Origin of the sequence: Okeania sp. SIO2B3, assembly GCF_010672525.1 — a bacterium.
GTDB lineage: Bacteria > Cyanobacteriota > Cyanobacteriia > Cyanobacteriales > Microcoleaceae > Okeania.
Genome location: NZ_JAAHGH010000046.1, coordinates 20,852 through 45,360, shown reverse-complemented (window position 1 = coordinate 45,360; position 24,509 = coordinate 20,852). Strand labels below are relative to the sequence as shown.

The following is a 24,509-nucleotide window of genomic DNA, read 5'->3' as shown; positions in this document are numbered from 1 at the left end:
GTGAAAAATGGCTAACTTAACAGGAAGTGACTTAATTAATCTTGGTTCCGAACTAAACCAAAGCACCACTCAAGCTTGGGGTGAACTATGGGGTGAAGCTATTTCCTCCAGTAGTCCTCTCTGGCAAGCCTTGAATGATTTGGGATTATTGCTGGCAGGAATCTCACTACTGTACTTAGCTATTGAAAAGATTCAGCCTTTGCTTGAAAAACAAAGTTGGAGTGCTTTGGCTGATTTGCTGATTATGCCACTCATAGTAGTGTGTCTGCTGGGAGGGAATGGAACTTTGGCAGCGGGGGTGGTGCAAACCTTTTACGGTATTGGTTCTTACAATGTTCAGTTTGTCCTTACTCAACAGATTGGCTCTTCTTCACTGGATGCTCAAACTGCCCTAAATGAAATACGACAGGAGAATGCCGAACAGGCGATCGAGCAAGAGATATACGCGGATTGTATGAATCTACCACCCGCAGAGCAACAACAGTGTATGGAAGATCCAGCTAGGGAAGAGGCAGCAAATGAAGCGGGGGTTGATGTACCTTCCCCTACTGTGAGTGGTGGAAATCCCTTGACAAATGGCTTGCGCTCTGCTCTGATTACCCTCCTGATGATGTTTTTGTATGCCATTCAGTGGGCATTTATAAACTGTATGGAAGCTGCACTATTAATGACAGCACTGTTATTTCCACCTGCTTTGGGTATTAGTATCCTTCCAGTGGCAGGCAAAACTGTCTTCGCCTGGGCTTCTGCAATGGTGGGTATGTTTGCCACCATGCTTAGTTACAACATTATTGTGGGTTTAACGGCTATTGTTGTCAAAAAAGCTCAAGTTGCAGCAGGGCAAGATATGGGTGGGACTAGCTTCCGAGATATTGCTTTTGCTGCTTTCATTGCTGTTGCTAGTCCTGTACTAGCAATCTATCTAGGGCAGATGGGTGGTGTGGCCTTATTCCAAGCTATTAGTAAGCAAGCTGCTGCTGTTGTTTCCGGGGTGGGGAGCTTTGCTATGGGAGCGGGAGTCGCGACGACAAGAGTAGTAGCTCAATCAGGAGCGGGGCGGGCGTTTGCTCGCAGAATCCGGCAAGCATTCCAGAAATAATGAATAATTAATAATTAATAATTGCCTATTTTTCCAAGAAAACCAAGCTTTTTATGTGGCAATAATAGCAGTAAAAAAATGGATTTTAATCCCTGTTTAATTGAATTGATAGTTTCAAAAAAAACTGTTAAAATCTCTGAATACTGACTATTAGAAACATTCAAACTATTTGTGGTAACTATCGTTGGCCTCTGTTCAATAATTAATAATTGAGTTGCGTATGTGTAGGGAGATAGTCTCCCCTTGTAATTAATAATGAATGATTATTCATTGTTAAGCTCCCTAACCGAATAATTAATAATGAATAATTAAATGATTCAGGTTTTAATATTCCCCCTTGAAGGGGAAAAACAAATTGTTTTCTTTGTTCCTCAATCCTCTCCCTAAAAGGTAGAGGTAATTATTAATTATTAATTGTTAATTGCTGAAAAAATTGTTTACCTACCCTAATTTGATGTGAGCCTACAGTATAAGGATTTCAGTCTGACAAAAAGCGTAATTAATTTGGTAATGTGCTTAATTGTTAATGCTCCGGCGAGCGATAATTATTAATTGTTAATTATTTAGGAGAGGTAATTATTGATTATTAATTATTAATTGTTAATTATTAATTAGTATCATGGCCAATATTCTTATTCCAGAAAAAGATACTCCTAAATTTCTGATTGCTTTATTACTTCTGGCAGGTAGCCTGTGTTTTGGTACTATGGGAGCTTTGATTTTAGTTTTGAATAATCGGTCCTTAGCTACTATGGACAGAACTTATGTGCAGATGAGTGATGGTACTGCACACGACATTGTACAGGTAGAGCCACTACATCGGGAGCCAGGATCTCTTAAATCTACGGCTGAATCATTTATCCAGCTCATGTTTGAGTGGGATAATAAATTGCCGAATGGTGAGAAGGATGCGGGTGTATCAGTTGTGGGTGTGAAAGTTCCTTCAAAAGTATATATGGGAAGCTTTTTGATGGAACCTCGATTTCGCACCGAATTCCTGAAGTTAATGGGAAGTCAGATAATTCCAAAGGCAGTCCTTGATGGATTTCTAGAGTCTTCGGTTGTTATTTATGAAGTTTCTGAGCCTGTGGAAATTGCCCCTGGTAGGTGGGATGTAAGAGTTCTAGCTGCACGCTTTGAGACCAATAATCGAGGCGAGCAAGGACAGGTGATTATTAGCAGGCGTATCAGTCTAAAGGCTATACCAAAACAGGTTTCAGTATTATTGCCAGCCGATCAAACTAGCCCTTTTCGAGAGAGTCTGCGGTTGTTGCTTAGAAATAAAGTTATGGTCACGAGTGTTGTTGAAGATAGTTTTTAATGTGAGAGGTTTCAACGATTAATAATCACCTTTATACAGAATAGGATTGGCTAAAAGGAGGAATGGACGTGAGTGTAATTCAGGATGAAAAGGGGACTCAAGTTATCTCAGGGACAGAAGAGGATAGTCTGTCGATAGAAGAGCTTGCAGATACCACAGGAAGCGCGGACACTTCAAAAAGCTCGGTATCAGAATTAGAATCTGATGCTGACACTTTATTGAGTCCAGAGGATTTACATCATCCCATACGGGGAGAACCACGAGCGGACGTTACCAAGAATCCTCTAGCAAAAACAGTATTTGTGGGTGGGCTGTTTGCTGTTGTGGTAGTTGCTATTTCCCTTGTTGTGATGCTATTCAATTCCACGGGGAACAAACAAATAGCCAAAACTTCCACGAATGAAGCAGGAGAGACTGATGCTAGTGCTGAAGAAATTAAGCGACTGCAAGATGAATTATATAAAGAAAGAGCTGCTGTGGCTGTGAGGAATCTTCAGTCACCTTTACAGGAAAACCAAGAGAAACCTAAAAGGTCTAGGACTGCTAAAAAGGCTGAAAAAACTGAGGAGAGTTCTTCTCAAAAACCTACTCCAAAGCCTACCTCTACTCCAAAGTCTACTCCTACTCCAAAGCCTACTCCTAGAGCTGCTCCAAGACCTGCTCCTGTGCCTAGAACTGCTCCTGCTCCAAGACCTGCTCCTACTCCTGTGCCTAGAACTGCTCCTGTTCCTAGAGCTGCTCCTGCTCCTGTTCCTAGAGCTGCTCCTGCTCCTGCTCCTAGAACTGCTCCTGTTCCTAGAGCTGCTCCTGCTCCTAGACCTACTCCTATTCCTAGAGCTGCTCCGACTCCTGCTCCAGAACCCGAAAAGTTTGACGATCTGAGCGCCTGGACAGAACTAGCAGCACTTGGTCAGGTTCAGCGAAAGGAGTTTGAGGAGAAAGAAGTAGTTTCTGAATCTGAAACTCCTCAAACACAAGCAAAACCAACCCCCGCAATTGCACCGACAAATAATCTTATTGCTTCGGTTGTTGTAGGAGAATCAATCAAGGATGGCTTGACACCAGGAATGCAAGGCATTATTAATCAGAGTTCTGAATTTACGGGCTACAAGGATATTGAGGTTACTATTGGTACAACTGCACAAGGTAGGGTAGTAGTACCTCTGCACTGGAACCAGGAAATCGATGGTACAGATGGATTGTTTTTGGTGGAATTAACAGAGCCTTTGGTGGCATCGGATGGTACCCATGCTCTGAAAAAGGGCAGCCAGCTAATTGTATCGGTGTCATTTATCTCTGATGCCGGACAAGTCTTTCAATCTGTGGTGGCTATTGTTCATCCCGACGGACGCCAGGAAACTATTCCTACAACAGGTTCCGGATATAATGATGCGCCCACAACTCCTTTAGTAATTCGAGGTAAGAAAGGTAACGTATTGATTGCTAAAAAAATCAAAGGCTCGGATGCAAGCCCGGGATTGGGTAGTGATATTGCTGTGGGATTAATGGCAGGAATTGCGGAGGCTGCCGATAACATAACACAGCCAGAACAGGAGGTACAAACACAAACTACAGGATTGTCTTCTACTACGACAGCTCAACAAAATAGGCAAGAACCAAGGGCAGCATTTATTAAAGGTTTAGCCGAGACTCTAACAGAAAGGATGACGGAACGACTGGACTCTAAGCCCAAGGATTTAAAAATTTTCCAAGTCAGTAGGGGAGAAAAAGTACAGTTGTTCGTGAATGGCTTTGTGACGTTTAGAGTTCCGAAAAAAGGGGGGTTGAGATGAATTGGAAAGGAACCATTTTGGGTGCAATTGCAAGTTTTGCTATTATGTCAAACCGAGCTTTGTCTGTACCTCCCGCTATAGAAACTGTTACCGTACCAAAAGCATTAGCTGAGACTACAGAAATAGTCTTGATTCCTGGGCGTCAGAGTGTGATTGAATTTAGGAATGGGGAAACGATTCAATTTATTTCTCTGGCTGATGTACATCAAATTGTATTTTCTACTGATTTGCCTGTGGATACTGGCCGGGCATCGATTCTTGTGCTGAAAACCATTGAACCTCTGCGGTTGAAGGGTGTGGTAGAAACTCCGTCTATAAGGTCTGTTCGCGAAGAGGATTATCCTTATGAGACTATTTATCCTACTAATTTGGTGGTTGTTACCTCTAATCAAAATAATGAGAAGCGTACCTATACTTTTGATTTAACTATTTCTCTGACAAGAACTCCTCAAATTTCTAATGGAGTTGCTATTGTGCCAGAAGTTTTGCCACCAACTGAGGAGCTTCTCACTTTAACTGATGGGCGGCAGGCAAGCTTGCTAGATATCCGACGTGGTTATATAGAGGCTCTCAAAGGAAAGTATACAGCTTATAAAGACCCCGTTGTCGATAAAATCAAAAAATTTCTAGATTTAGCTCGTCATGGTGTGACTTTTCTAGAAGCTGCCCAAAGAGCTGAGTTACCTTTTGCTGTGATTGAATCGCTTGCTGAGATTGGTTTGCAAACTGCTGCGACAGAAGTGATTGATGATAAGCAACCCTCACTTCTGAGAGGATTGATTCCACCAGTTCGGAGCCGTGACAAATTTTAGAAAAATTATGAAAATAATTTCAGAAAATATTGAAACTATTGTGGATGAGAAAGTGCCGACACTTCTAGTTGGAAGCAGATGATTGTAATTTAGATAGGAAAAGGAGATGGACTAATGGAAGTAAAGATGGATGTAGAGCTAACAGAAATAGCGCAGATGATTGCTCAGGTAGTAAAACATGGCACACTTGAAGAAGTACGCATTCTTTTGCCAAAACTAGATGCTGCAATCACAGCGGGGAAGTTAAGATTGACAAGAGATTCAAAAAATTTGGTACAGAGGCAGCGCATAGAGAAAGATGCGTGGGCAACGAATTTTTATAGGTGATTGTTTCTACGCCTTCTAGGTAGTCTTTTGAACGGAGGGAAACAATAGCATTAAGCAAAAGTAACCACTTACTATATAGTACGAGGTTGTTCCTGAGTACTATTAATGTAAATATTGCCAGTTTTGCAATCCAATGAACAGGAACAATTGGACTGACAATTAGGGCGGTTGCAAAAAAAGCGGTCGCCCACAACAAATTAGGTAATAGCATTATGGCGAACACTAAAAACAAACCAGCGATCGCCCAGAGAATAAACTTAAAAGTGATCGCCATTATCCAACTCAATCTATGTAATCGCTTTGAGTTGACACTCGGTCTATAAGGGACTGGAGTTAGAGTAGCTTTGTATTGCTCTCTCCAGCTTTTCCAGACTGTATGAATCTTATTAGGAAATCTATAAAAAATCATTTCAAAGGAATAACATCAAAATTATAGCTACATTTCAGTGTATTTATCAGGCTTGAACAATAAAATTCTAACTAATTCAAGAATAAAAACGACGTGTGGAGGAAACATGGATAATACGAGTATTGATGATGATATGACTAATTTAATACTAGATCCAAGTACAGAGTTGCAGGATTTTGATGAACGCTCAAAAACTTCATCAACCACCCCTGAACTAAGTGAAAAAGAAAAAATGGAGCTAGAAAATTTTGATGCACAACTTGAAGTCTCATCGGAAATTAATCCGGGACTTGCTAATTTTGATAATCAGCTAGAGCAAATTGAAGATAATAGTTCTAATAATCAACTTATAGCTGAGGGAATTAATAATTTTATCAATCTACTTCAAACCGATCATTATGAGACCAAGAACTATATTCTTGAAAGGGAGGATGGGGAAATTTCAATTAACACTAAAGACGATAGAGGTGAAGTTTTTCATCAAGATGCACAAGGAAATATTGAGTCTAAACTCACTCAAGATGAAACCGAAAAGTTTGTTAATTTTAGCGAACAAGTCCAAGAAAAAAGCAATGATTTAGAAGGAAATAATGAAACAAACAAAGCCTTGGAGTCAGAGAATGACTACGAACAGTCAGAAAATAAACTTATTGCAGATGGGGTAGATAATTTTCTGACAATGCAAGAGTCGGAACGGTATGAAACTGCTAATTATATACTGGAAAAGTCTGAAAATGGAGAAATATCAATTAGCGCTCGTGATGGCGATAACAAGAATAAATTGTTTACTGTGGATGAGGGTGGTACTATAACAAACCAACTTAGTGCAGAACAAACAGAAGATTTCGTGACTTTTGCTGAGAAAGTAGACGAAGCTGCTAATAAAAAAATACTTGAAGCTGTTGACAATTTTCTTGACCTCCAAGAAAAAGACTATCACGGGACTACTAATTACTTTTTTGAAAGAACAAGTGATGGTGATATTTCTATCACATCTAAATCAAGTGGAGAGGAAGTGTTTCAAGGTTCAGCAGATGGAAATATTGTCGAAGAAAATCTGAGTCCAGAAGAGACTAAGAAGTTTTTAGAGTTTGCTAATACTGTCGAGCAAGCTGTTGAGCAGAAAGAGTATACTGCCTCGCAAAAAGAACGTTGACATACTCCCGACGTTGCTATATTCGCGAGCCGTTCTTAGAAACCTACGATAATCTATAGAAATTTATGATTATTTGTTCCAATCCTGCTTCATTAGATATAACAATTATAGCCGGAGCAAAGCATCATTAATTATTTGAGTTATGAGGGTGTCTAGTAAATATGTCTACTGCTCACAAGACAGTATACAAAAATATTTAAAATAGATAGTTTATTATTTAATATTTATTATTTATTCATTCATCTAAACTTATTTCTACTTATCTGAAGTAGTTAAATTTCCATGATAATTTTCTTGACTCTCCAAGCTGTTGCACCTCCTATTTTTCCTACTTTGATGAATTGCCAACTACCACGTTCATAAACATCAGAACCTTTTTTGCAATAAGGTTTTACTCCTATTAAATGTTTAATTTCCGCAGTGGAAAGTAACCATCCCCCGATAGCAGCTTTCTCTAATTCGTCGTGGTACCAAATGGGACTTTTAGCTTGAATATTAGCGGCGATCGCTCCGACTAGCTGTTCCAATAATTCAAGAGATTGATTTTCATCTGGATATTCCAAGTTTTTTTCATTGCTTTGAGTAATAGATGTCCCATTAGAGGTGTCTAGTGGGGTGTCTACTACTTGCACGACACCTGTTGGAGATACTGGCACAAAGCCACTTAATGTAGTGCCGGGAGTTCTGAGGTAATCATGAAGTTGATCTAACAAATTAATTTGTTCAGGAGTGGCATAGCTATGACCTCTGGCATCTTTTGGTAAGACGATGTCTAAGCTCTTGACGCGATCGTAGAATGCCTGACGAGTTTTTAATCTATATCTGTTTAATAATTCTGTAACTTTCATAGTGGCCCTTTTGTTGACTGTCTAGTAAGTAATGATTGAGTGTCTAGTAGGTAGTAGACACCTCTTGTTTTTTACTGTCTAGTAACTACTGTCTACTAATATATCTAGTAGTATGTCTAGTATATTATCTGTTAATATATCTGTAAAATATGTTTTACAGAAATTTGAGCATTTAGTTTATTGTCTACTATACTGTCTAGTATATACTATTTAGTAGAGTGTATAGTAGACAATAATCAAATATGTAAATCAAAAATATCTTTACTGAAAGTTGGCCAAGTTTTTCGATAATTTGGACAAACTAACTGACAGTTGTGGACTGAAAATGATGTCCCAAAAACTAGGTAGGACTAAACCTACCTAATATGAGTATTTAACTTTCGTCTTGATTATTTGTAGTACACCTGTACTTCTAACTACTGTCTACTACTGACTAGACACCTATTAAGAACCTGGAAAGTTTTACTTTATGCTCGGCACTCCCGGTCTTCTGGCTCCTTCTTTGCCCGTGGTTTCTTCAATTACTTGGGCTTATAATAAGCAAGATAATTATTTGCTAGCAATATCGCTTTTATACACTTATATTGAGCAAAAAAACAGAGCAAAATGTTTAATTATCATACTAAATACCAAGATAAATAATTAGTGGAATCATTGTCACAATTGAAATACATATTTTGAGAGGAAGACACAGTCTCTTAGTAGCACCTTTTCCAGAACAATCAGAGGAATTTTTGCTCTAAAGTCTACAGAAAATGTTATTCCTTATTCCTGATTTTAGCCTGACTAATTTCAGTAAATGTTATTCCTTGATCTGGATAGATAATATTTAGTTATATTATCACTATTATTCCCATTAAATAGTTAAATGGTAGAGTAGTTTTCAAATCAATATAATAGATTATAATAAGTAACAACAGCAATTCCCACGCTACTGATTTTTAGAAATATTCAGGATTGCTGAACAAATTTTTTACAATTCAATTAATGGAGAATTAATTATGCTTTTTGTTGGACTTGAAGAGGCTATAAACTCAACTACTAATGCTACTAGAGACTCTCTAGAATCTCGGATTGAAGAGTTAGAACGTCAGTTAGTTCAGCTCAGAAATGAACACGCAGTTAATGAGGAGCGACATCAAAATCAGAAGACTTTAAAGGGTGCTTTGGAGTCTGGTTTAATTCAGATTATTAAGGCTGTTAATGCTACTAAGATTGCTGGTGAAGATCAATTAGAATTAGGTTTTTGGCAAGAGGTAGAAAAAATTCGATCAGGGGATTATGATTCGATTGATTTGAAGGAATTACCTGATGCTGATGATTTGTCTGATACTCCTTACCGTCCCGATGAACCTAATGGTGGTGATAATTCTGGACTTATTGATGTGATTACTGTTGGTTTTGATGAGGATGATAGTAATGAAAATGGTACATCAAATGGTCATAAGTCTAATGGTAATGGGTCAAAAAAAGGAGGTAAATCTAATGGTTCTGCTCCTACTAATGGAAAGAATTTATCTGAGGATTTAAGTATAGTTAAATCTAATGGTAATGGGAACAATCATCAGTCTCAACCTAAGTCTGTGGGGGCTTATTATGTGCCAGTGGAGGAACGAAGTATTCAACAATTGAAAGACTTATGTAATGGGTTTGGTTTTACTAAAGAACAGCTACGAGAGTATGGTTCACTTAAACAACGAGAGACTTATTTGAAGGCATTGAAGTCTGTGAAAAATTTGTTGGGAAATCAGGAAGAATAGGAAATTAAAAAGCGGTGACAAGGCACTCTTTTTCTGGTAAATTGGGAGTGCTATTATTTATTATTTATTATTTAATACCTCTCGCATAAGTAGAAAAATTACAATCATAAATTTTTGATAATCAAAGTAGTCATCTGATAAAATACTAACAATTTATTCTGACGAAATAATGATTTACTTACTCCGAGACCGTGCTACTAAAGAACAAATGAATGAAATGCTAGCTACTCTAAATAGTTATATTAAACTAGCAGTAGATATAGAAAAAGGCATTTTAGCTGGTGGTGGAGAACTACACGCGGATTGTGAAGCTGTATTATTAGAAAACGGAAGTAGGCAAGTAGATATTTGGGGAGCAGATTGGTATCCACTTACACAAGAGGTGGGTTATGAATCTCTAATCAATATTCGTCCTCGTCAAAATAATCGGGAGGGTGGAAATTCAAGACCCAGTTATTAGAACGCGGGTTGCTCAAATTGTAGAACAGTTATTAGGAAATTTATGAGAAATTGGAAACGCATGAAAGAAAGATATTTGAGAGATGAAATTCCTGTACGCTTGGGAAATCTTGCCTCGAATTTAGCTCGAATTAAATCTCGTTGTCAGTCTACAGTTAATCAAGAACTGGTAGAAAATTTGCTCAAAGAAAGTGAATTTTTTATTGAATGGACTGCTCCTGATACAGAGGTAGAAGTTGCTGCTGAACTTGTTGAATTACAGATAACATTAGCACTTCGGGCAGTATAATTGGGTAAGTATTTGGAATGATAATGAACTCCGGAGTGAGGTAAGTCATAAAGCTAATGTTTGGTCAGAAAGGTTGCTGAATATGTCTGGTTTATTAACAGAAAATTAGATATTTTGGTTGTAAATTTTTGAGGTTAATAGCTTTAGTAATTGAAGCTGATACATGGAAAGAAATAATGCCCATAAATCTAAATTTGTATCCAGACAACTGGAAAGAAATCGCTTTATCCATAAAACAAAGTGCTAATTGGACTTGTGAATGGTGCGGGCGACCATGCCGACCTCCCGGAATCTCTCAGAAGCAGACCGAACAATGGCTGAGAGATTATCATCCAGAATGGTTGTCTCATCTGTACAAAGTGGTGGAAGACGATGAACACGGCACTATCAGAATTACCAAACCTCAACGATTTACACTAACTACGGCTCATTTAGATCATAATCCTGCTAATTGTGAAGTTGACAATCTAAAAGCTCTCTGCTCAGTCTTATATTGATTCTACAGTGTGGAATGCTTACTAAATGAATGTTTGGCTACTGACCTTCCACAAAGTAAATCGAAAGGATTCTCATTTTATATTTTTTTAAGGTTTCATAATAGATTACAGTTTAAACAAGAATCTGGGCGTTGTCAGAAAAGAAGATAATTGAGAGAATGATAAGCGTGTACAGCTACAAAAAAATTGCTATGTCTTCTATCTTTTCTCTTAGCCTCTTTTCGTCTTAATTAATTTTTGTCAGCCAAGGCAGGCTCTCCTATATAGCAATCCGTGCTTATGTTGTGACAAATCAAAAAGTAGATAAAAAAACTGAAACTCTCGCCTGTTGCTTGTTGCCAGCTCCGGTGTTCCCTAAAAGCGGTAAGATTTTTATACACAAATAAAATAGGATTGCTATACTTGTTATAGTTAGGAGTAGATTAGTCTAAACTCCAAATGGTAGAAATGCTCCAATTATCGGATTGAATTTAACTTTACACATTCCGGTTGTTCCATTTCGATTTTTAGCCACATTAATTTCTAGGATTCCTTGTTCTTTTGTTTCTGGATTATAGTATTCATCTCGATAAAGTAATATCCCTAAATCCATGTCCTGTTCTATATCTCCCGAATCTTTAATATCACTCATCAAAGGACGTTTATTTAGTTGTCCTTCTACTCCTCGATTAATTTGTGCTAAAGCAATAAATGGACAATCAAACTCTTTTGCCATATCTTTAAAAGCCCCAGAAAACTTGCCGATGACTTGCGCTCTATTCCCGGCAGCTCTATCTCCTAGCTTTTGAATATAATCCATAACCACTAAACCAATAGTTCCTCTCTCCGCCTTGATTCGGCGTAAAACAGACCGCATTCTCGCTGCTGTTAAAGTCATAGCTGGAGTGTCATCAATAATAATTGGTAACTCTCTAAGTACCCCTAATCCTTTCACTAGCATCTCATATTCATTCCGATAGATTTGATTCCGTATGAGTCGAGCCGAATCAATTCCAGAGTGCATCGCTAAAAATCGTTTAGTTAATTGATTTTTTGACATTTCGGCAGAGAAAAAGATAACCGGAACTTGATAATTTACTGTTACATAATTAGCCAGATAAATAGAAAACCAAGTCTTGCCCATTGAAGCTCGACCTGCAATAATAATTAAATCCTTTCTAGCGAGTCCTCCTATTAGTCGATCTAAGTCGGCTAATCCAGTTAAATAACCAGGAGACTGCCCCTGCTCTAATTCATTAAAAACATCTCGGAGACAATCATCAATAGACTGAGGTTGAAAAGGATCTTTTTCATCAACCGTCACTTGAAAAAGTCGGGCCTCTGATTGTTCGATGACAACGGGTAATTCGGTAGCTGTATCATAGCCTAATTCTTCAATTTCACGAGCTGCACCAATTAACAAGCGACGCTGATATTTGTCTATAACTAAAGCAGCATAAGAGTCTATATTTACTGCGGAAATGGTTCGCTCAACCAATTGAGCTAACTTCTGTTGACCTCCCACTTTTTCCAGTAATTGACGATCTTTTAACCAAGTAGTAACGGTCATCAAATCGGTTGGCTTGTCTTGATGATAAAGTTCTAATGCAGCTTGATAGATGCGTTGATGAGCTATGATATAAAAAGCTGCAGATGATAATAAATCTGCTACTCTGTTTATAGCATTCGGATCTAAGAGAATGCCTCCTAAAATGCTTTCCTCTGCTTCAATATTTTGGGGAGGTGAATAATTATTTTTCATAGTTTGAGTCAAAAATACTACTAAGTTGTTTAAGTTGCTCTAATGTAAGCAATTCTGGATTAGATTCCTCTGAGACAATATTTTTCCGGGGATTAGAGATTGGCTTGAATCCTTCATTTGAGGTATTTGGTTGTGCTTCAGAACGAATCATAGTTAATAAACAAGCTTCTTGACTATTAATATGATGATTAGCTTGATATTGTTGAAATGCTTCAATTGCTAATCGAACTTTTTGAGGATCGCGATTGCTAATCTCTTTTTTAAGTTTTGTTCCCATATTTAGTCCCATATCTTGAATTAAGTCAATAATCTTTTCTGGAGTTTCTTCAAGTTCAGGTCTAGAAGTAGACACTTTTTTATCGTTTAAAGGTGTTTGTATTGGAATCACTTTACTAGATGAGTGTTGAGAATTGATTAACTCCCGTAATTGTTTCCTTAATCGGTCGCATTCATCTCGAAGTTCATAGATTTCGACTACATGACCTCTAAGTAGTTCATTTTGCTCTTTCAGAGCTTTAACTTCCGCTTCTAAATTCTTGATGCGTTGCCGAGCTACTTCATGTAAAGTTTTCAAGCTATGGGGCTTGGCTTCAACTTCTTCCAATGAATTAAGTTGAGTATTTTCTTGATGCTGAAGTTCGTGGATATAGACTTTGATTTCATCCCATTTATAGAGATAAGAAACAGAACAACCCGCTACTTTGGCAATATTAGCAAAAGTTAAGGATTTCTTTTGAGCAAGTATTTCTTGTATTGCCTTTAGCACTTGCTCCTTTTTCTGTTCCTTACGTTGGGCTTGGGTGCGACGTAAGACTTCAGCTTGTTTTTCCCGATTATGCTTTTTCTTCGCCATCAGCCAATCTCCTCAGTTCGGGAAGCCATTTATCCATTGCTTCAATCGTAGCTTTAGCTTCTTCATATGCCAATTCTGCTCCTGCTTTTTCTGCATCTATTAACCTTTGTTGTTCGCCTTGATATTGACGTTCGTAGAGAGGTAATTTTCCTGTACTCGGACGAAAACTTGAACACCCATAACATTTAGGATAAAGATTGACCGGACAGGGTGTTTTTGAGTCGAGAGCGCAGTGTCCGTAAACTACTAAACGCGGTGCTATCTCTAAATCTAGTTCGTGGGCTTTCGGGTTTTGTAGTAAACTTTCTGGTAGAGATTGCCAGGGTAAGAATTTATTATCAGGATTCATCAAAAGTTTCTGAAATGGTAAGTCTACCTCTGCTATTTGCTCCTTAGTTGGCGGTGCATAATGTTGAAATGTGGTGTTACTACTTTGATGGTCGGCATATAATTGAGCAGCTTCTATCCCATATTTAGTCCGAACTTCTTGTAGGCGACTATGACGGGTAATTTTTCCTGTAAAGTGTGGTTGTTGTCCGTTAGCGTCTCGTATATCTTCGTTTTCTATTAACATACGAATTATACGAACCATTGGATTTTCTCCAGCACTTGTTGTTGGTGGTTTGGGTAGAGGTTTGATATTCTCAAAAGCTGGATAAGATTCTTGTCTAATACTCCGAAAATGACAAAATAAATAAGCATAATCTGAGCCTAAATTTTGTCTTACCCATTGCTGTTGCTTCTCAATTATTTGACGTATTTCACGAGTAGCAAATATTTGGTGCCATCGAGATGTTTTGTTTTGATAAAACCTAATATACCATTTCCCATTCTCTTCTACTAAACAATCAAGGCTCATCTGACAAATATCATTAGGACGAGCAGCAGTGTATTCTTGGATTAAATATTGATTGGCAATAGGAAGAGGAATTTTAGATAGATGTTGTTTGATAGCTTTTCGAGTTATTTCATCTAACCAATCGGGATTGTCATAGTTAACTTTAGGGATGTCGCGAAGACGAACTAAGTTGACTGCATTTAAACCTAACCAGTCAAAGAAGTTTTTGAGGATATACAATTTTTCTCGAATTGTTCTATTACAGTTGGCTCTGTAATTATCTAAAAATACTAATATTAATTGACGGCTAATTTGATTAGCTTGTTGTATTTTATGCTGGTATAATATCCGACCAAACTGACGTAAAGTTAATAAAGAATTTACGGGCACAGTAACAGAAGTATAATTCCCTGTTTTAAGTAAAAAATGCAGGTATCCCTTAACTTGCTCTCGATACCACTGAACTTTGATAGAACGAAAATTTAGTGTTTTAGCTTGTGGGTTATCAATAAAATGTCGAAAATTCCAAATGTCATCTTCAAAACAAAAAGGTAATAATTCATCTTTGTTTTGATTACCAATCCAACTGCTATTACTTTGAGATGTTGGGTCGAAATTTATTCCACAGAAATAGCATCTACAATTACTGCTACAATTACTGTTTTCTTGATTGAATGTTTCATAAATCCAGCCTTTCTGTCCATTATGTCCAATTTGAGTACAGAGAGGATTTGGGCAAATTAAATCAGAACGATAACCATGAATATGTGGTGAAACTTGACAGCTAAGAGTAGTTTTGTGTCCACAAAAATTACATCCTAATTTTACATTATGAAGACCTTTAAAGTCAACAAATCTATCTAGTTTTCCCTGATTACATTTAAAGCAAGTAAATTCATTATTGTATTCTTCTTTCCAATCTACTTGTAGCTTGTCAAAAAGAGTTTGATGAATCGAAACTACTGGATGTTTTCTAAGTTGACAACTCAAAAATGTTACTTTATCACAAGTATTGCAAGCTAATCTTAGTTTACAAGCAGCATTTTTACAGTATTGAAATTTATTTAAAGTTCCTTGATTACATTGAGGACAAGTAAACTCATTATGATATTCATTCTCCCAATTAACCTCTAATTTTCCTTGAAGAGTAGAATGAATTGAAATTCGTGGACGCTTAGGAGTTTTATTGCAAGTCAGATTTATAAGTTTATGACATTGGTTACATTTGAGTCTAAGTTTACACAGTGCGCTATCTTTATAAGAGAACTTGTTTAAAATTCCTTGATTACATTGGGGACAAATAAACTCATTGCTGTATTCCTCTTCCCAATTAACTTCTAATCTCTCTTTAAGCGTCGGGTGAAATGAAATTGATGGATGCTTAATATTAAGTTTTTTAGGCGTGTCTTTAGAGTTAAACATTTTAATGTTTCTCCTTAATATTTTGTAGTTGTACTAATCCTTGCAGTCGATTTTTAATTAATTTCAATATCCGTTCGATTTCTGTTACTCTCCTCTGTTGTCCTTGAGTTCGAGCTTGTCGTAAATCTTCTTGTAAATATTGAAAATCAGCTTCTAATCTAGGTTTATCTTCTTCAGTTACTCGATGATGGTCACAACTCAAACAAGCGTAACGATACTGACAATCACCTAACATTGTAGGTCGATGACATTCCCCTAATGGAGTATTAACTTTCAGTAGTTCAGCTAATTTTTCATATCTGCATTTTCTCGGTTTGAAACTTGTTACTTGACCGTACATATCCACATAGCCTTTAGTATCAGCATCTTTCTCTAGCTTCTCCAAAGAACGCTTGCGATAGTGTGGCAACATATCTAAAGAGCCATGACCCAAAACCCCAGCAATATATTCATCTTCTGCTTCACAATAAGCCATAATGCTAGCTTTAGTACGACGAAACATATGGCTGGTAAGTTGAAATTTGTTGCCGTACTTGTCTTTGAAGTCGGCTACTTCACAAAATTTTTTTAACAAGACATTAATTCGTTGTCTGCTGATAGTTTTGGGTTGATATTTTGGTAATCTTTGAAACTTTTCTATCAGAGGAATATTGAGTTTGTTTGATAAATAGGTCGTGCAGAAGAGTTTATCAAAATCTGAATTGTCTCCAAATGTATTGTGGAGAAATCTTTGCTGTTCTCGAACTAATTCCGCCACTAGAGGGTGTATTTGATAATATCGCCAGTGTTGGCGCTTTTCTATCCAACGTAATATAAACCACTGTTCGCCTTCATTTTTTAGGCATTGACGTGGCATTTTGATAATTTCTCCAATACGACAACCCAGAACTAATTGCAATCGAAATAATCTTTCTAAGGGTTCTGGTAAGAGGTCGAACTTTTCATATACCTGATATAAAACTTCTTCAGGAATGACCTCAATTTTAGGAGTAGTTATTTGATTGCGAGTAGGAGTAAAATAAATATCAAGCCATTGTTCTTCTTTCCAAAGATTAATTGCATAGGTAATGGTATTTTTACGACTTACACTACTACTCTGAGCAATAAATTGATTTAATAAAGATTCAGTTATTAATTTTGGGTCAACGCATCCTTGAGAAAATAAATATTTATCTAAAAGCTTTAAATCACAGACGCGATGGGTAATTCTTCCCATTGAAAATCTCTGTCTGGCTGTCGCTCTAATTGTTAATTTGGATAAAAATTGTAACCAGGGTAATGAAAAATTATTTAAGTGGAGATTATAGCGTCCATTAATCCGACATTCTTCTGAACTATAACCCAATTCTATTAATGACCAAACATCTTGATTCATTAAAGGGTCATTAATCCATTTCCGACCCAATTCAGAGTTAGTTACCCTTTCCTGTAATGTTTCAACTGTTAACATTCTATTCTTCTTTTGCTAAATAAGCATCTAAATTCATCTCATCTAAGACATGAGAGTAAATATCTTTAGTGGTGGCGATAGATTTATGTCCCAATAACTGCTGTACATATTGGTCTAAATAGCCAGCTTGGAGCATACGGGTAGCAAAGGTATGACGAAATAAGTGAGGATGAGCTTCAATTCCTGTCCTGTCTTTGAGTTGGTAAAACAGATTATTTAAACGCGCACTGGTCATGGGTTTACCTGCATATTTGCCATCTAGATTGACAAATAACATTCCATGTTTTTGTTGTTCTGCTTCTGGGGGATATTCTTCTAGTAAATAAGCCTGAAATGTATCTTGTATCTGCTCAAGGTTATGTAGAACGGGTATTTCTCTCTCTGTACCTTTGGCTTTTGCACCATTGGGATTATTATCTCTGCGAACAATCCTGATTCTTCCTCTGCTATCAAAGTCTTGAATATCTACTAGGTGTAAACCCAATAGTTCACCACGCCTAATTCCTGTCTCTCTCAACAGCATCACTATCAGCCTGTCTCGATAAGTGTAACAAGCATTAGCTAACTGAGCTACTTGCTGGTTAGTAAGACAACCAGGAAAGTTTTTTGATTCTTTTACCTTGATGCGTTTTCTTTTGTCTGGGGTACTTTTAACAATCCCTCTTAAGAAACCACCACGCTTGCCCGAACCATGAGCCAATTTAGTAAATTTTTTTGCGTTTATTCTACCTTCTACAACGTGAAACTCATACATCCCTTGAATTGCTGTAACTGCCAGATTAACAGTGCGGGAACTACGTTTTGATACGGCTTTTCTAACCTCTTCTGAGATAACTTCGATATCTCCGCCAAGGAGATACCAGTTGAGAAAATCTGCTAGTTCGTTTAAACTTACATCTTGCCAGTTGAGAGATTTGTACTCTAGCCAGTGCCAAAAATCTACTAAGCGACAAGCATAGGTATTGACTGTATTAGCTGCTAGTTGTCGCTTACGGCAGTAGTTTAAGTATCTTTGGATAGGTTCAATGGGTAAGCAAGTTTCGGTGTTGAATACACAGCAAAATCTTTCCTTGGTTTGAGGGTCGATTGCTCTTTCTATACTTATCACTTTTACTTCGTGGAAAACTTTGGTAGATTTACTCTAACATAATTTTTATGTGGTTATTGTTGTTTTTTTCTATATTAAGTAATATAATATTGTTGTTGTTATAATCAGTCTGCCATCTTAATTTCGACCGTAATGACTGGAACCGAACCCAGAAGGTACGGAGAATGAAGTTGTGGGAACAATACGGGCAGTTAACTCTTGATTTGGATTTGGAAGTTCAGTAATTAATAATTAACAATTAATAAGAAAAAAATCAACTCTAACATTCGTTCCTTTATTTATAAACAATATAACTATGAGATTTATCAGTCCGAAAACCGACTTTGCCTTTAAAAAAATCTTCGGTTCAAACCGCAGTAAACAAATATTAATTAGTTTTCTCAATGCTATAGTTTATAACAATCATCATACTATACAATCTCTGGAAATAATTGACCCCTATAATCCAGGAGTTACTCAAACTCTTAAGGATACTTATCTTGATGTTAGAGCCGTATTAGATAATGGCTCTACAGTCATAATTGAGATGCAAGTATTGAATGTTGAAGCATTTGAAAAAAGAGTAATTTATAACCTAGCAAAAGCTTATGGCAATCAGTTAGACACTGGGGAAGGATATCGAACCTTAAAACCTTTTATTGCTTTAACTATTACAGATTTTGTGCTATTCAAAGAAGCAAAAAGAATGATTAATAAATTTAGATTCAAGGAAGAGAAAGATTCATTTAACTATCGAGATGAGTTAAGACTAATATTTTTAGAATTACCTAAATTTAACAAGGAATTATCAGAGTTAGAAACTGAGAGTGATAAATGGATTTATTTCCTTAAATCTGCTCCTAATTTAGAAGTAATTCCTGATTCTCTTGGAGAAGTAGCAGAAATCGAAGCAGCGTTAAATATTGCTAACCGAGCTAATCTAAGTAATGAGGAATTAGAGGAGTTACATAAACAAGAAGTATTTATTGGGGATAGGAAAGGTGAGATTAGTTTAGCTAAACAGGAGGCTAAAGAAGAAGGTCGAGAAGAAGGAAAAATTGAGGAAGCAGTTAAACAAATATTGCGTCTTATTCGGCGAATTTTAGGAGAAATTTCTCCAGAAATTGAGAGTCAAATCCAACAATTATCTTTGGGAAAATTAGATATTTTAGGGGAGGAAATTTTTGATATGAAAACTATTGCAGATGTAGAAAATTGGTTGGAGAGTCAAAGAGAAAGAGAAGAGTAAACAATTAATAATTAACAATTAATAATTACCTCTTCTTATAGGGGTATCGATAGCGATCGCCATCCTCGATCGCTATCAACAAAAACAATTAACTGCTGCTGCAAGTCTAGCTGTAGATGACCTCTAAACTCTGGATAGTTAAGAAAGAGCAATACTAACGGGACTTACACAACTTTTAAGCCCAAATATAGCCCAAACTCTGTTTGTGAAAGGCAAAGACGTCAATGTTGTTAGTTAACCAGTTAAAAAAACGGAAAGACATGGCTGTACGAAAAGCTTCTAAAGCATCAGTAAATGTCTTCAAAGGTTTATTTCCCCATTGCCAATGCACGTCCCCCAGTTAACTTATGACAAATGATAAAAGTGTAAGCACAAAATACCAGAACAAAATGGCGTTCTAGACTCCATTTATCTCTTACTTGATATTCTTTTAATCCCAACCATCATGATTGCTTCTCGGTAAAAAACCTCTATCCAATTTCTGTTTGAGTAGCTATTTACTATCCACTCAGATGTTACTTTTTAAGGCTCAACATTGGTGATAAAATAATCAATTTCTGTTGCCTCTTCTACAGAACTAGCATTCATAACGATAGCAAAAGTTCTTTCTTCTTGAAGGCGCGAAGTTGATGCTGTAAACGTGGTTACCCAAACGGTTTTTGCTTTTTCTAAACTTAAGATAACTGGTTCAAATTCCTCTATTGGTATGCTTTTAGCTAATTCATCTATTCTAGTTTCTATTTCTTCGTTGGATTTTTGTTTAACTACTATTTTTCGGTTTTTTGCAATGCCTCCTAAATATTTTAATTCCCTAACTCCCGAGTTTTTTCAGAAATGTTGTATTATTGCCATAACCTGCATCAATTAACACTACTCCTGGACTCAGACCTCTGGCCAGGGTGCGGTCTATTAAATCTATTCCTATATCTGGCTTTTTCTGAAATAATTCGTCATCTTTTCCTTCTGGTAAAGAACTAGAATGTTGATATAATTCAATGTCTAAAGGTAAGCTTTTTTTACCATCATAATAATGAGTTGTTACAGTCACTATTCCATTATCTGTTTTGCCTATTTCTCCAATATATTGTCGGCCTACTCCCGATGTAAAATTACCGCTTCTTGCTCCGTCTTTACGCTGAGGAAACCTCAGCGCAGGCGGTGCGCTTTTTCGGTGTCCAGAGTCGTCTAAAATTAAGCTAAACCCTTTCTTGAATTTGGTTTGAGAACGTTTGTTAATTATTTCGAGACGACGTTGATTGATTTTACTTCAAAGCGATGGAGAAAATGTTCATTTTTTGTACCAGGCAAACAGAAAACTTTTTGATACTCCTCATCCTTGACAAAACTACTACCTTTAGGAGGTGGTGACATTTTCAAATTTCTGGATGGAAACCGTTTTGTTTTTTCACAGGCAAACTTAAATTTTTCTTCATCAAACCACAATTCAACTGTTACTATTACTTCCTTTTTGTCTGAGGAGTTTTTACTCAAAAATTTATTTTGGTCTTCAGCAGAATAACCTAAAAATATCCCGAAACTAGCATCTAAAAGTTTTTGTAACTTTTCTAAATTTGAGCGCTGTTCTTTCTGAGAGCGAGACTTACCTAAATATTGACTAATATATAACCTATCTAAACGCTCAAACCGCAATAAACCATGTGAAGAACCTCCCACACATTCACAGCCTAAATACCAGACATCATTGAAAAATACTATCTGCAATAACCAAGCTGCATCGGAATGAATAGCTAGATTCGCGGATATTATCCGCGAATCTATCTCTTTTATTAAGTTCATCAACAGTATCAGGGCTGAGTTTGGCTCCAATGAAGACTGGGGAGAACGGAGCTATGGAGTTGTTATCGCTTTTGGCTTAGGTATCCACATACGAACCTAAATTCTTATCCCACAGAATTTGTCCCATTTTGTCGTACTCTCGACGTATGGCTCGAATTAAGTGCCTCATTTCAATTACTCTATTATTATCTTTATCATCTGCTGCTAAAAATGCTGCTGTCAGGGCAATATTGCGAATATTTGCTCCAGTAATCTCAAAATTTTCTGCCAGAAATTCTATATCTAGCTCGGGGCTACAAGGTGCTTTTTTGGGAAATATCTTTTGCCAAATTAGGAGACGATGCTCGGTATCTGGTAAGGAAAACTCGATAATAAATCGGAGTCTTCTTTCAAAGGCTTCGTCCATATTACTACGAAGATTTGTAGTTAATATGGTAATGCCTTCATACTCTTCCATTTTTTGTAATAAATAGCTGACTTCAATATTGGCGTAGCGATCGCGAGCATCTTGGATTTCTGTACGTTTTCCAAACAAGGCATCTGCTTCATCAAATAAGAGAATGGCATTTGAATTGGTTGCTGCGGTAAATATTCGGTTGAGGTTTTTTTCTGTTTCGCCAATGTATTTACTAACTATTTGCGATAAATCTATTTTGTATAAGTCTAGTTGTAGGTGATGGGCAATGACTTCTGCTGCCATTGTTTTTCCTGTGCCTGGAGTGCCAGAAAACAGAACATTTAAACCTTTTCCTAATGATAATTTATCGGCAAAACCCCATTGATTATGTACTAAATTTTGATATTCTGCTTCTTTACAAATATTTTGTAGTTGTGTTAGTTGTTTGGGCTTTAATACTATATCATCCCAAGTATATTTGGGTTCGATTTTACGGGCTAGATTTGTTAAATCGTAACCTGATTGATGGCGTGCTGCACTACATAAGTTAATAAATGAGAGTGGGAATTTTTTGGTGGAAGTATTGTTTAAAGATTCATTTTTAGTTTCAGATATTTCTTGCCAACGTGTGGTATTATAGGCAGTGGCTACTGCATTAGCTATTTGGTCTGGGGTGAGACGAAAGCGATCGCTTAATATTTCTAATTCTTTCTTTTCTATACTAATTTCTAATTTGTTGAGATAATTTTGCCAATTTTCTCGACGTTGACTGGATTCTGGAATTGTAAAAGTTATTGTAATTAATCCTTTTACTCCTGTGGTTGTGGGCAGCCAATCTTCGATTCCAGAGAGGATGGTAATACCTCTATTTTTTTCGATTTCTCTCAGAAAAGATTGATAGGGAATTTGATTTTCTGGGAGGTAGAGAACATCCAAGTTTTCCAGATATAATAATCGCTGAAAAAACCATGCTTCTCGCCATATTAATTGTAGGTTTTCTTGGAAGTTAGATTTATCTTCTAATAATTTGGCTAAATCAGCTATTAATAAAGGAATTTCTAGGGTTTGGGCAAGAAATTGGGCTGTGTTGCATTTGCCTGTGTGATCGCTTCCTTGAAAATAAAGCAGTAGGGGTTCTTGTTTTTGCCAATCTTCTTTAACTAAATTTTGTAGTTTTGCTTGAATATCAGAATTGAGATATAAGATATCGGCAGATATCTTTGTTTCTTTTAATTGACAATAAGAAGTGAGTCGGAAATCTAATCCTGGTTGATTTAATAGCAATCTGACAACTTGCGGATTAACAATAAGATGTTGGGAAAGGAATGTTGATTCTGAGGAGAGATAGAGTAAACCATTAGAAATTAGAGGTGCATTGGTAGTAAAATGTTGACGTCGTGAGAGTTTTTCCAGAATATTAGAACAGTATAGGTTTAAGACTAAATCTATTGTGGGTTTTTTGTGGTTTGTTTCATCTTGAATATAAGCAAAAAGTCTTTCATATTCTCTATCTATTTCCGGTGCTAGGGTGACTGTTAAAATATCTAAGTCAAAAGGAGATAATTCAAAAGTATTTTGTAACCAATAAATCAGAGAATTTGCAGGAATTTGACTAGAGGTTTCATCATCTGCTATCTCTGTTTTGTTAATCCATGTTATGCCATATTTTTGTTCAGTTTGACGGTGTTTTTGGATAGTAGAAATAAATTGGGTAATTCGTCGATCTAATTTTTGAATAAGAGGTAATAATCCATTAATATCTGGTGTGATTTCTGTTTCTGAAGCGATGGATTTCTTAAAGGTTTTTGTTTCTGTATTATGAGTTTGTAAATTGGCTTTTAATGGTTCTACCATAGGTTGTATCTTAGGTAATTGTAGAATGGATATCTTAAAATTTTATCGTAATATTATTCAGTCTTTTTTCGTAGTAGACTGACACACCCAAAAATGTAGGTTGGGTTGTAGCTTGCTTCCGCGTAGCGGTACGGAGTGTTAGCGGAGCTTCCCGAAGGGAAACCCAACACAACCTTACTGTTTCATCTAAAACAGTGCATTAGGGAGTAAGGTAGGGACTAAGCATCCTGAGTCCTTACGGGATAAAGATTGTTGCCCTTGTTTCGTCCCTCAACCCAACCTACATCTATTGCAACATTTAAGATGAAACAGTCTACTACTAGACTATTGTGTTACAATTAATATTATTTGTTCAGCTTTTGGAGAAAAAATTATTCCTACACAAGCACAACTCTTACAATGTTATATTCTATCTTGTTGGGTAACAAGATTTTATTTACCAATTAACTTGATCAGATTAGATGAGCGTAGTCAGAATATATTTATGTTAATTGGGGAAGATATTGAGATTGAAATTAAACCTAGTGGTGAATGGTTAACGAAGTCAGAAGTCAGAAGTCAGAAGTCAGAAGTTATTTTTGTAACGGGGATTTAAGCCCCGCTCCAAAAATATTACGCCTTAAAAGGCGGGGTTTTAGACCCATGTTATTTTGATAAAATGAATAAAAAACCTAATTTTAAAACTATGACTTATCAAGAGTTAAAAAGTTATGTTTTATCTCATAGAGATGATGATGACGCTTTCTCTGCTTATGTCGATAAAGTAAATGAAAGGAAAGATAGAGTAATTTATCCACCTTTAAAATCATTAGAAGATATGGAAAAATATCCTGAATTTATTGAACAAATGCGCCAGCATTCTAGGAATAATTTTCGGGAAAATAGATGAGATCCTCGTTAAACAGTTGTCATTACAACCGAAGGGAAGCAATCTCGCAAAACCCCTGAAATTGCTTCCTTCCAAGGAGTGTAAGTCGCAATGACAAATGCAATGGCTAATTACCGAAAAATTGTGGTTTAAAGCCTCCCCTTTTAAGGGGATAATAAAGAA

The 24,509-nt window shown here is 36.6% G+C and carries 21 protein-coding genes and 1 pseudogene; 13 read left to right on the top strand and 9 right to left on the bottom strand.

The annotated features are described in order from the left end of the window. Window positions 1-7: 7 nt before the first annotated feature. From F6K15_RS23775 to F6K15_RS23750, 6 genes are all read left to right on the top strand, one after another. Complete coding sequence (locus F6K15_RS23775) at window positions 8-1,099, top strand: hypothetical protein (RefSeq protein ID WP_202224284.1); 1,092 nt, start codon at window positions 8-10, stop codon at window positions 1,097-1,099. A gap of 619 nt (window positions 1,100-1,718) precedes the next feature. After that, window positions 1,719-2,420 (top strand): hypothetical protein, encoded by a 702-nt coding sequence (locus F6K15_RS23770; RefSeq protein ID WP_293065189.1) that lies wholly within the window; start codon window positions 1,719-1,721, stop codon window positions 2,418-2,420. Between the two features lie 68 nt (window positions 2,421-2,488). Next, window positions 2,489-4,213 (top strand): hypothetical protein, encoded by a 1,725-nt coding sequence (locus F6K15_RS23765; RefSeq protein WP_293065186.1) that lies wholly within the window; start codon window positions 2,489-2,491, stop codon window positions 4,211-4,213. Beyond that, entirely contained in the window at window positions 4,210-5,025 is an 816-nt protein-coding gene (locus F6K15_RS23760; RefSeq protein WP_293065183.1) for a hypothetical protein, read from the top strand. The genes F6K15_RS23765 and F6K15_RS23760 overlap by 4 nt, the downstream gene beginning before the upstream one ends. A gap of 114 nt (window positions 5,026-5,139) precedes the next feature. Next, a complete protein-coding gene (locus tag F6K15_RS23755; protein ID WP_293065180.1) occupies window positions 5,140-5,352 on the top strand; it encodes a hypothetical protein in 213 nt (70 codons plus the stop codon). 515 nt (window positions 5,353-5,867) lie between these two features. After that, a complete protein-coding gene (locus F6K15_RS23750; RefSeq protein WP_293065179.1) occupies window positions 5,868-6,917 on the top strand; it encodes a hypothetical protein in 1,050 nt (349 codons plus the stop codon). Window positions 6,918-7,189: 272 nt separating this feature from the next. Here F6K15_RS23750 and F6K15_RS23745 read toward each other — a convergent pair whose 3' ends face one another. Then, on the bottom strand, window positions 7,190-7,765 hold the full coding sequence (locus F6K15_RS23745) for a hypothetical protein (protein WP_293065176.1): 576 nt from the start codon (window positions 7,763-7,765) through the stop codon (window positions 7,190-7,192). A 1,001-nt stretch (window positions 7,766-8,766) separates the two neighbouring features. Here F6K15_RS23745 and F6K15_RS23740 point away from each other — a divergent pair. The 4 genes from F6K15_RS23740 to F6K15_RS23725 all read left to right on the top strand — a co-directional run bounded on the left by F6K15_RS23740 (window position 8,767) and on the right by F6K15_RS23725 (window position 10,770). Next, window positions 8,767-9,525 (top strand): hypothetical protein, encoded by a 759-nt coding sequence (locus F6K15_RS23740; protein ID WP_293065174.1) that lies wholly within the window; start codon window positions 8,767-8,769, stop codon window positions 9,523-9,525. Window positions 9,526-9,694: 169 nt separating this feature from the next. Continuing rightward, window positions 9,695-9,985: a DUF5674 family protein gene (locus F6K15_RS23735; RefSeq protein WP_293065173.1), complete on the top strand. Its 291-nt coding sequence runs from the start codon at window positions 9,695-9,697 to the stop codon at window positions 9,983-9,985. Between the two features lie 42 nt (window positions 9,986-10,027). Further along, window positions 10,028-10,273, top strand: coding sequence for a hypothetical protein (locus tag F6K15_RS23730; RefSeq protein WP_293065172.1), 246 nt, complete (start codon window positions 10,028-10,030; stop codon window positions 10,271-10,273). A 176-nt stretch (window positions 10,274-10,449) separates the two neighbouring features. Next, window positions 10,450-10,770: a hypothetical protein gene (locus F6K15_RS23725; protein WP_293065169.1), complete on the top strand. Its 321-nt coding sequence runs from the start codon at window positions 10,450-10,452 to the stop codon at window positions 10,768-10,770. Between the two features lie 427 nt (window positions 10,771-11,197). Here the strand turns inward: F6K15_RS23725 and dnaB are convergent, their stop codons facing one another. Genes dnaB through F6K15_RS23700 form a run of 5 tightly spaced genes read right to left on the bottom strand, consistent with a single transcriptional unit; the run spans window position 11,198 to window position 18,182 of the window. After that, window positions 11,198-12,511 carry a replicative DNA helicase gene (gene dnaB / locus F6K15_RS23720; RefSeq protein ID WP_293065166.1) on the bottom strand — a complete coding sequence of 438 codons (1,314 nt, stop codon included), beginning with the start codon at window positions 12,509-12,511 and terminating at the stop codon, window positions 11,198-11,200. Then, window positions 12,501-13,364, bottom strand: coding sequence for a DUF6262 family protein (locus tag F6K15_RS23715; RefSeq protein WP_293065165.1), 864 nt, complete (start codon window positions 13,362-13,364; stop codon window positions 12,501-12,503). Before F6K15_RS23715 ends, dnaB begins: the two co-directional genes overlap by 11 nt. Next, the gene (locus F6K15_RS23710) at window positions 13,345-15,624 is read right to left on the bottom strand and encodes a site-specific integrase (RefSeq protein WP_293065163.1); all 2,280 of its coding nucleotides are present in this window, start codon (window positions 15,622-15,624) and stop codon (window positions 13,345-13,347) included. The genes F6K15_RS23715 and F6K15_RS23710 overlap by 20 nt, the downstream gene beginning before the upstream one ends. Window position 15,625: 1 nt before the next feature. After that, on the bottom strand, window positions 15,626-17,074 hold the full coding sequence (locus F6K15_RS23705) for a tyrosine-type recombinase/integrase (RefSeq protein ID WP_293065160.1): 1,449 nt from the start codon (window positions 17,072-17,074) through the stop codon (window positions 15,626-15,628). Window position 17,075: 1 nt separating this feature from the next. Further along, entirely contained in the window at window positions 17,076-18,182 is a 1,107-nt protein-coding gene (locus tag F6K15_RS23700) for a tyrosine-type recombinase/integrase (protein WP_293065157.1), read from the bottom strand. Window positions 18,183-18,477: 295 nt separating this feature from the next. On the opposite strand from F6K15_RS23700, the gene F6K15_RS23695 reads away from it, so the two are divergent. Next, a complete protein-coding gene (locus F6K15_RS23695) occupies window positions 18,478-19,410 on the top strand; it encodes an Rpn family recombination-promoting nuclease/putative transposase (RefSeq protein WP_293065155.1) in 933 nt (310 codons plus the stop codon). Window positions 19,411-19,585: 175 nt separating this feature from the next. Here F6K15_RS23695 and F6K15_RS23690 read toward each other — a convergent pair. The 3 genes and pseudogenes from F6K15_RS23690 to F6K15_RS23680 all read right to left on the bottom strand — a co-directional run. Then, window positions 19,586-20,677: pseudogene (locus F6K15_RS23690) on the bottom strand (IS701 family transposase); the annotation flags it as partial. Next, window positions 20,647-21,207 (bottom strand): WYL domain-containing protein, encoded by a 561-nt coding sequence (locus tag F6K15_RS23685; RefSeq protein ID WP_293065152.1) that lies wholly within the window; start codon window positions 21,205-21,207, stop codon window positions 20,647-20,649. The pseudogene F6K15_RS23690 and the gene F6K15_RS23685, both read right to left, overlap by 31 nt. A gap of 76 nt (window positions 21,208-21,283) precedes the next feature. Further along, entirely contained in the window at window positions 21,284-23,458 is a 2,175-nt protein-coding gene (locus tag F6K15_RS23680; protein WP_293065149.1) for an ATP-binding protein, read from the bottom strand. 337 nt (window positions 23,459-23,795) lie between these two features. Between F6K15_RS23680 and F6K15_RS39110 the strand changes: the two genes are divergently transcribed. Then, on the top strand, window positions 23,796-24,053 hold the full coding sequence (locus F6K15_RS39110; protein ID WP_375341086.1) for a hypothetical protein: 258 nt from the start codon (window positions 23,796-23,798) through the stop codon (window positions 24,051-24,053). A 63-nt stretch (window positions 24,054-24,116) separates the two neighbouring features. After that, entirely contained in the window at window positions 24,117-24,347 is a 231-nt protein-coding gene (locus F6K15_RS23670) for a hypothetical protein (RefSeq protein ID WP_375341085.1), read from the top strand. Window positions 24,348-24,509: the final 162 nt, after the last annotated feature.

Bases quoted from the DNA above. Each gene is read 5' to 3' on its own strand.
- F6K15_RS23775 (WP_202224284.1), top strand. From the start codon at position 8: ATGGCTAACTTAACAGGAAGTGACTTAATTAATCTTGGTTCCGAACTA.
- F6K15_RS23770 (WP_293065189.1), top strand. From the start codon at position 1,719: ATGGCCAATATTCTTATTCCAGAAAAAGATACTCCTAAATTTCTGATT.
- F6K15_RS23760 (WP_293065183.1), top strand. From the start codon at position 4,210: ATGAATTGGAAAGGAACCATTTTGGGTGCAATTGCAAGTTTTGCTATT.
- F6K15_RS23755 (WP_293065180.1), top strand. From the start codon at position 5,140: ATGGAAGTAAAGATGGATGTAGAGCTAACAGAAATAGCGCAGATGATT.
- F6K15_RS23750 (WP_293065179.1), top strand. From the start codon at position 5,868: ATGGATAATACGAGTATTGATGATGATATGACTAATTTAATACTAGAT.
- F6K15_RS23745 (WP_293065176.1), bottom strand. From the start codon at position 7,765: ATGAAAGTTACAGAATTATTAAACAGATATAGATTAAAAACTCGTCAG.
- F6K15_RS23740 (WP_293065174.1), top strand. From the start codon at position 8,767: ATGCTTTTTGTTGGACTTGAAGAGGCTATAAACTCAACTACTAATGCT.
- F6K15_RS23735 (WP_293065173.1), top strand. From the start codon at position 9,695: ATGATTTACTTACTCCGAGACCGTGCTACTAAAGAACAAATGAATGAA.
- F6K15_RS23730 (WP_293065172.1), top strand. From the start codon at position 10,028: ATGAGAAATTGGAAACGCATGAAAGAAAGATATTTGAGAGATGAAATT.
- F6K15_RS23725 (WP_293065169.1), top strand. From the start codon at position 10,450: ATGCCCATAAATCTAAATTTGTATCCAGACAACTGGAAAGAAATCGCT.
- dnaB (WP_293065166.1), bottom strand. From the start codon at position 12,511: ATGAAAAATAATTATTCACCTCCCCAAAATATTGAAGCAGAGGAAAGC.
- F6K15_RS23715 (WP_293065165.1), bottom strand. From the start codon at position 13,364: ATGGCGAAGAAAAAGCATAATCGGGAAAAACAAGCTGAAGTCTTACGT.
- F6K15_RS23710 (WP_293065163.1), bottom strand. From the start codon at position 15,624: ATGTTTAACTCTAAAGACACGCCTAAAAAACTTAATATTAAGCATCCA.
- F6K15_RS23705 (WP_293065160.1), bottom strand. From the start codon at position 17,074: ATGTTAACAGTTGAAACATTACAGGAAAGGGTAACTAACTCTGAATTG.
- F6K15_RS23695 (WP_293065155.1), top strand. From the start codon at position 18,478: ATGAGATTTATCAGTCCGAAAACCGACTTTGCCTTTAAAAAAATCTTC.
- F6K15_RS23685 (WP_293065152.1), bottom strand. From the start codon at position 21,207: ATGAACTTAATAAAAGAGATAGATTCGCGGATAATATCCGCGAATCTA.
- F6K15_RS23680 (WP_293065149.1), bottom strand. From the start codon at position 23,458: ATGGTAGAACCATTAAAAGCCAATTTACAAACTCATAATACAGAAACA.
- F6K15_RS23670 (WP_375341085.1), top strand. From the start codon at position 24,117: ATGAATAAAAAACCTAATTTTAAAACTATGACTTATCAAGAGTTAAAA.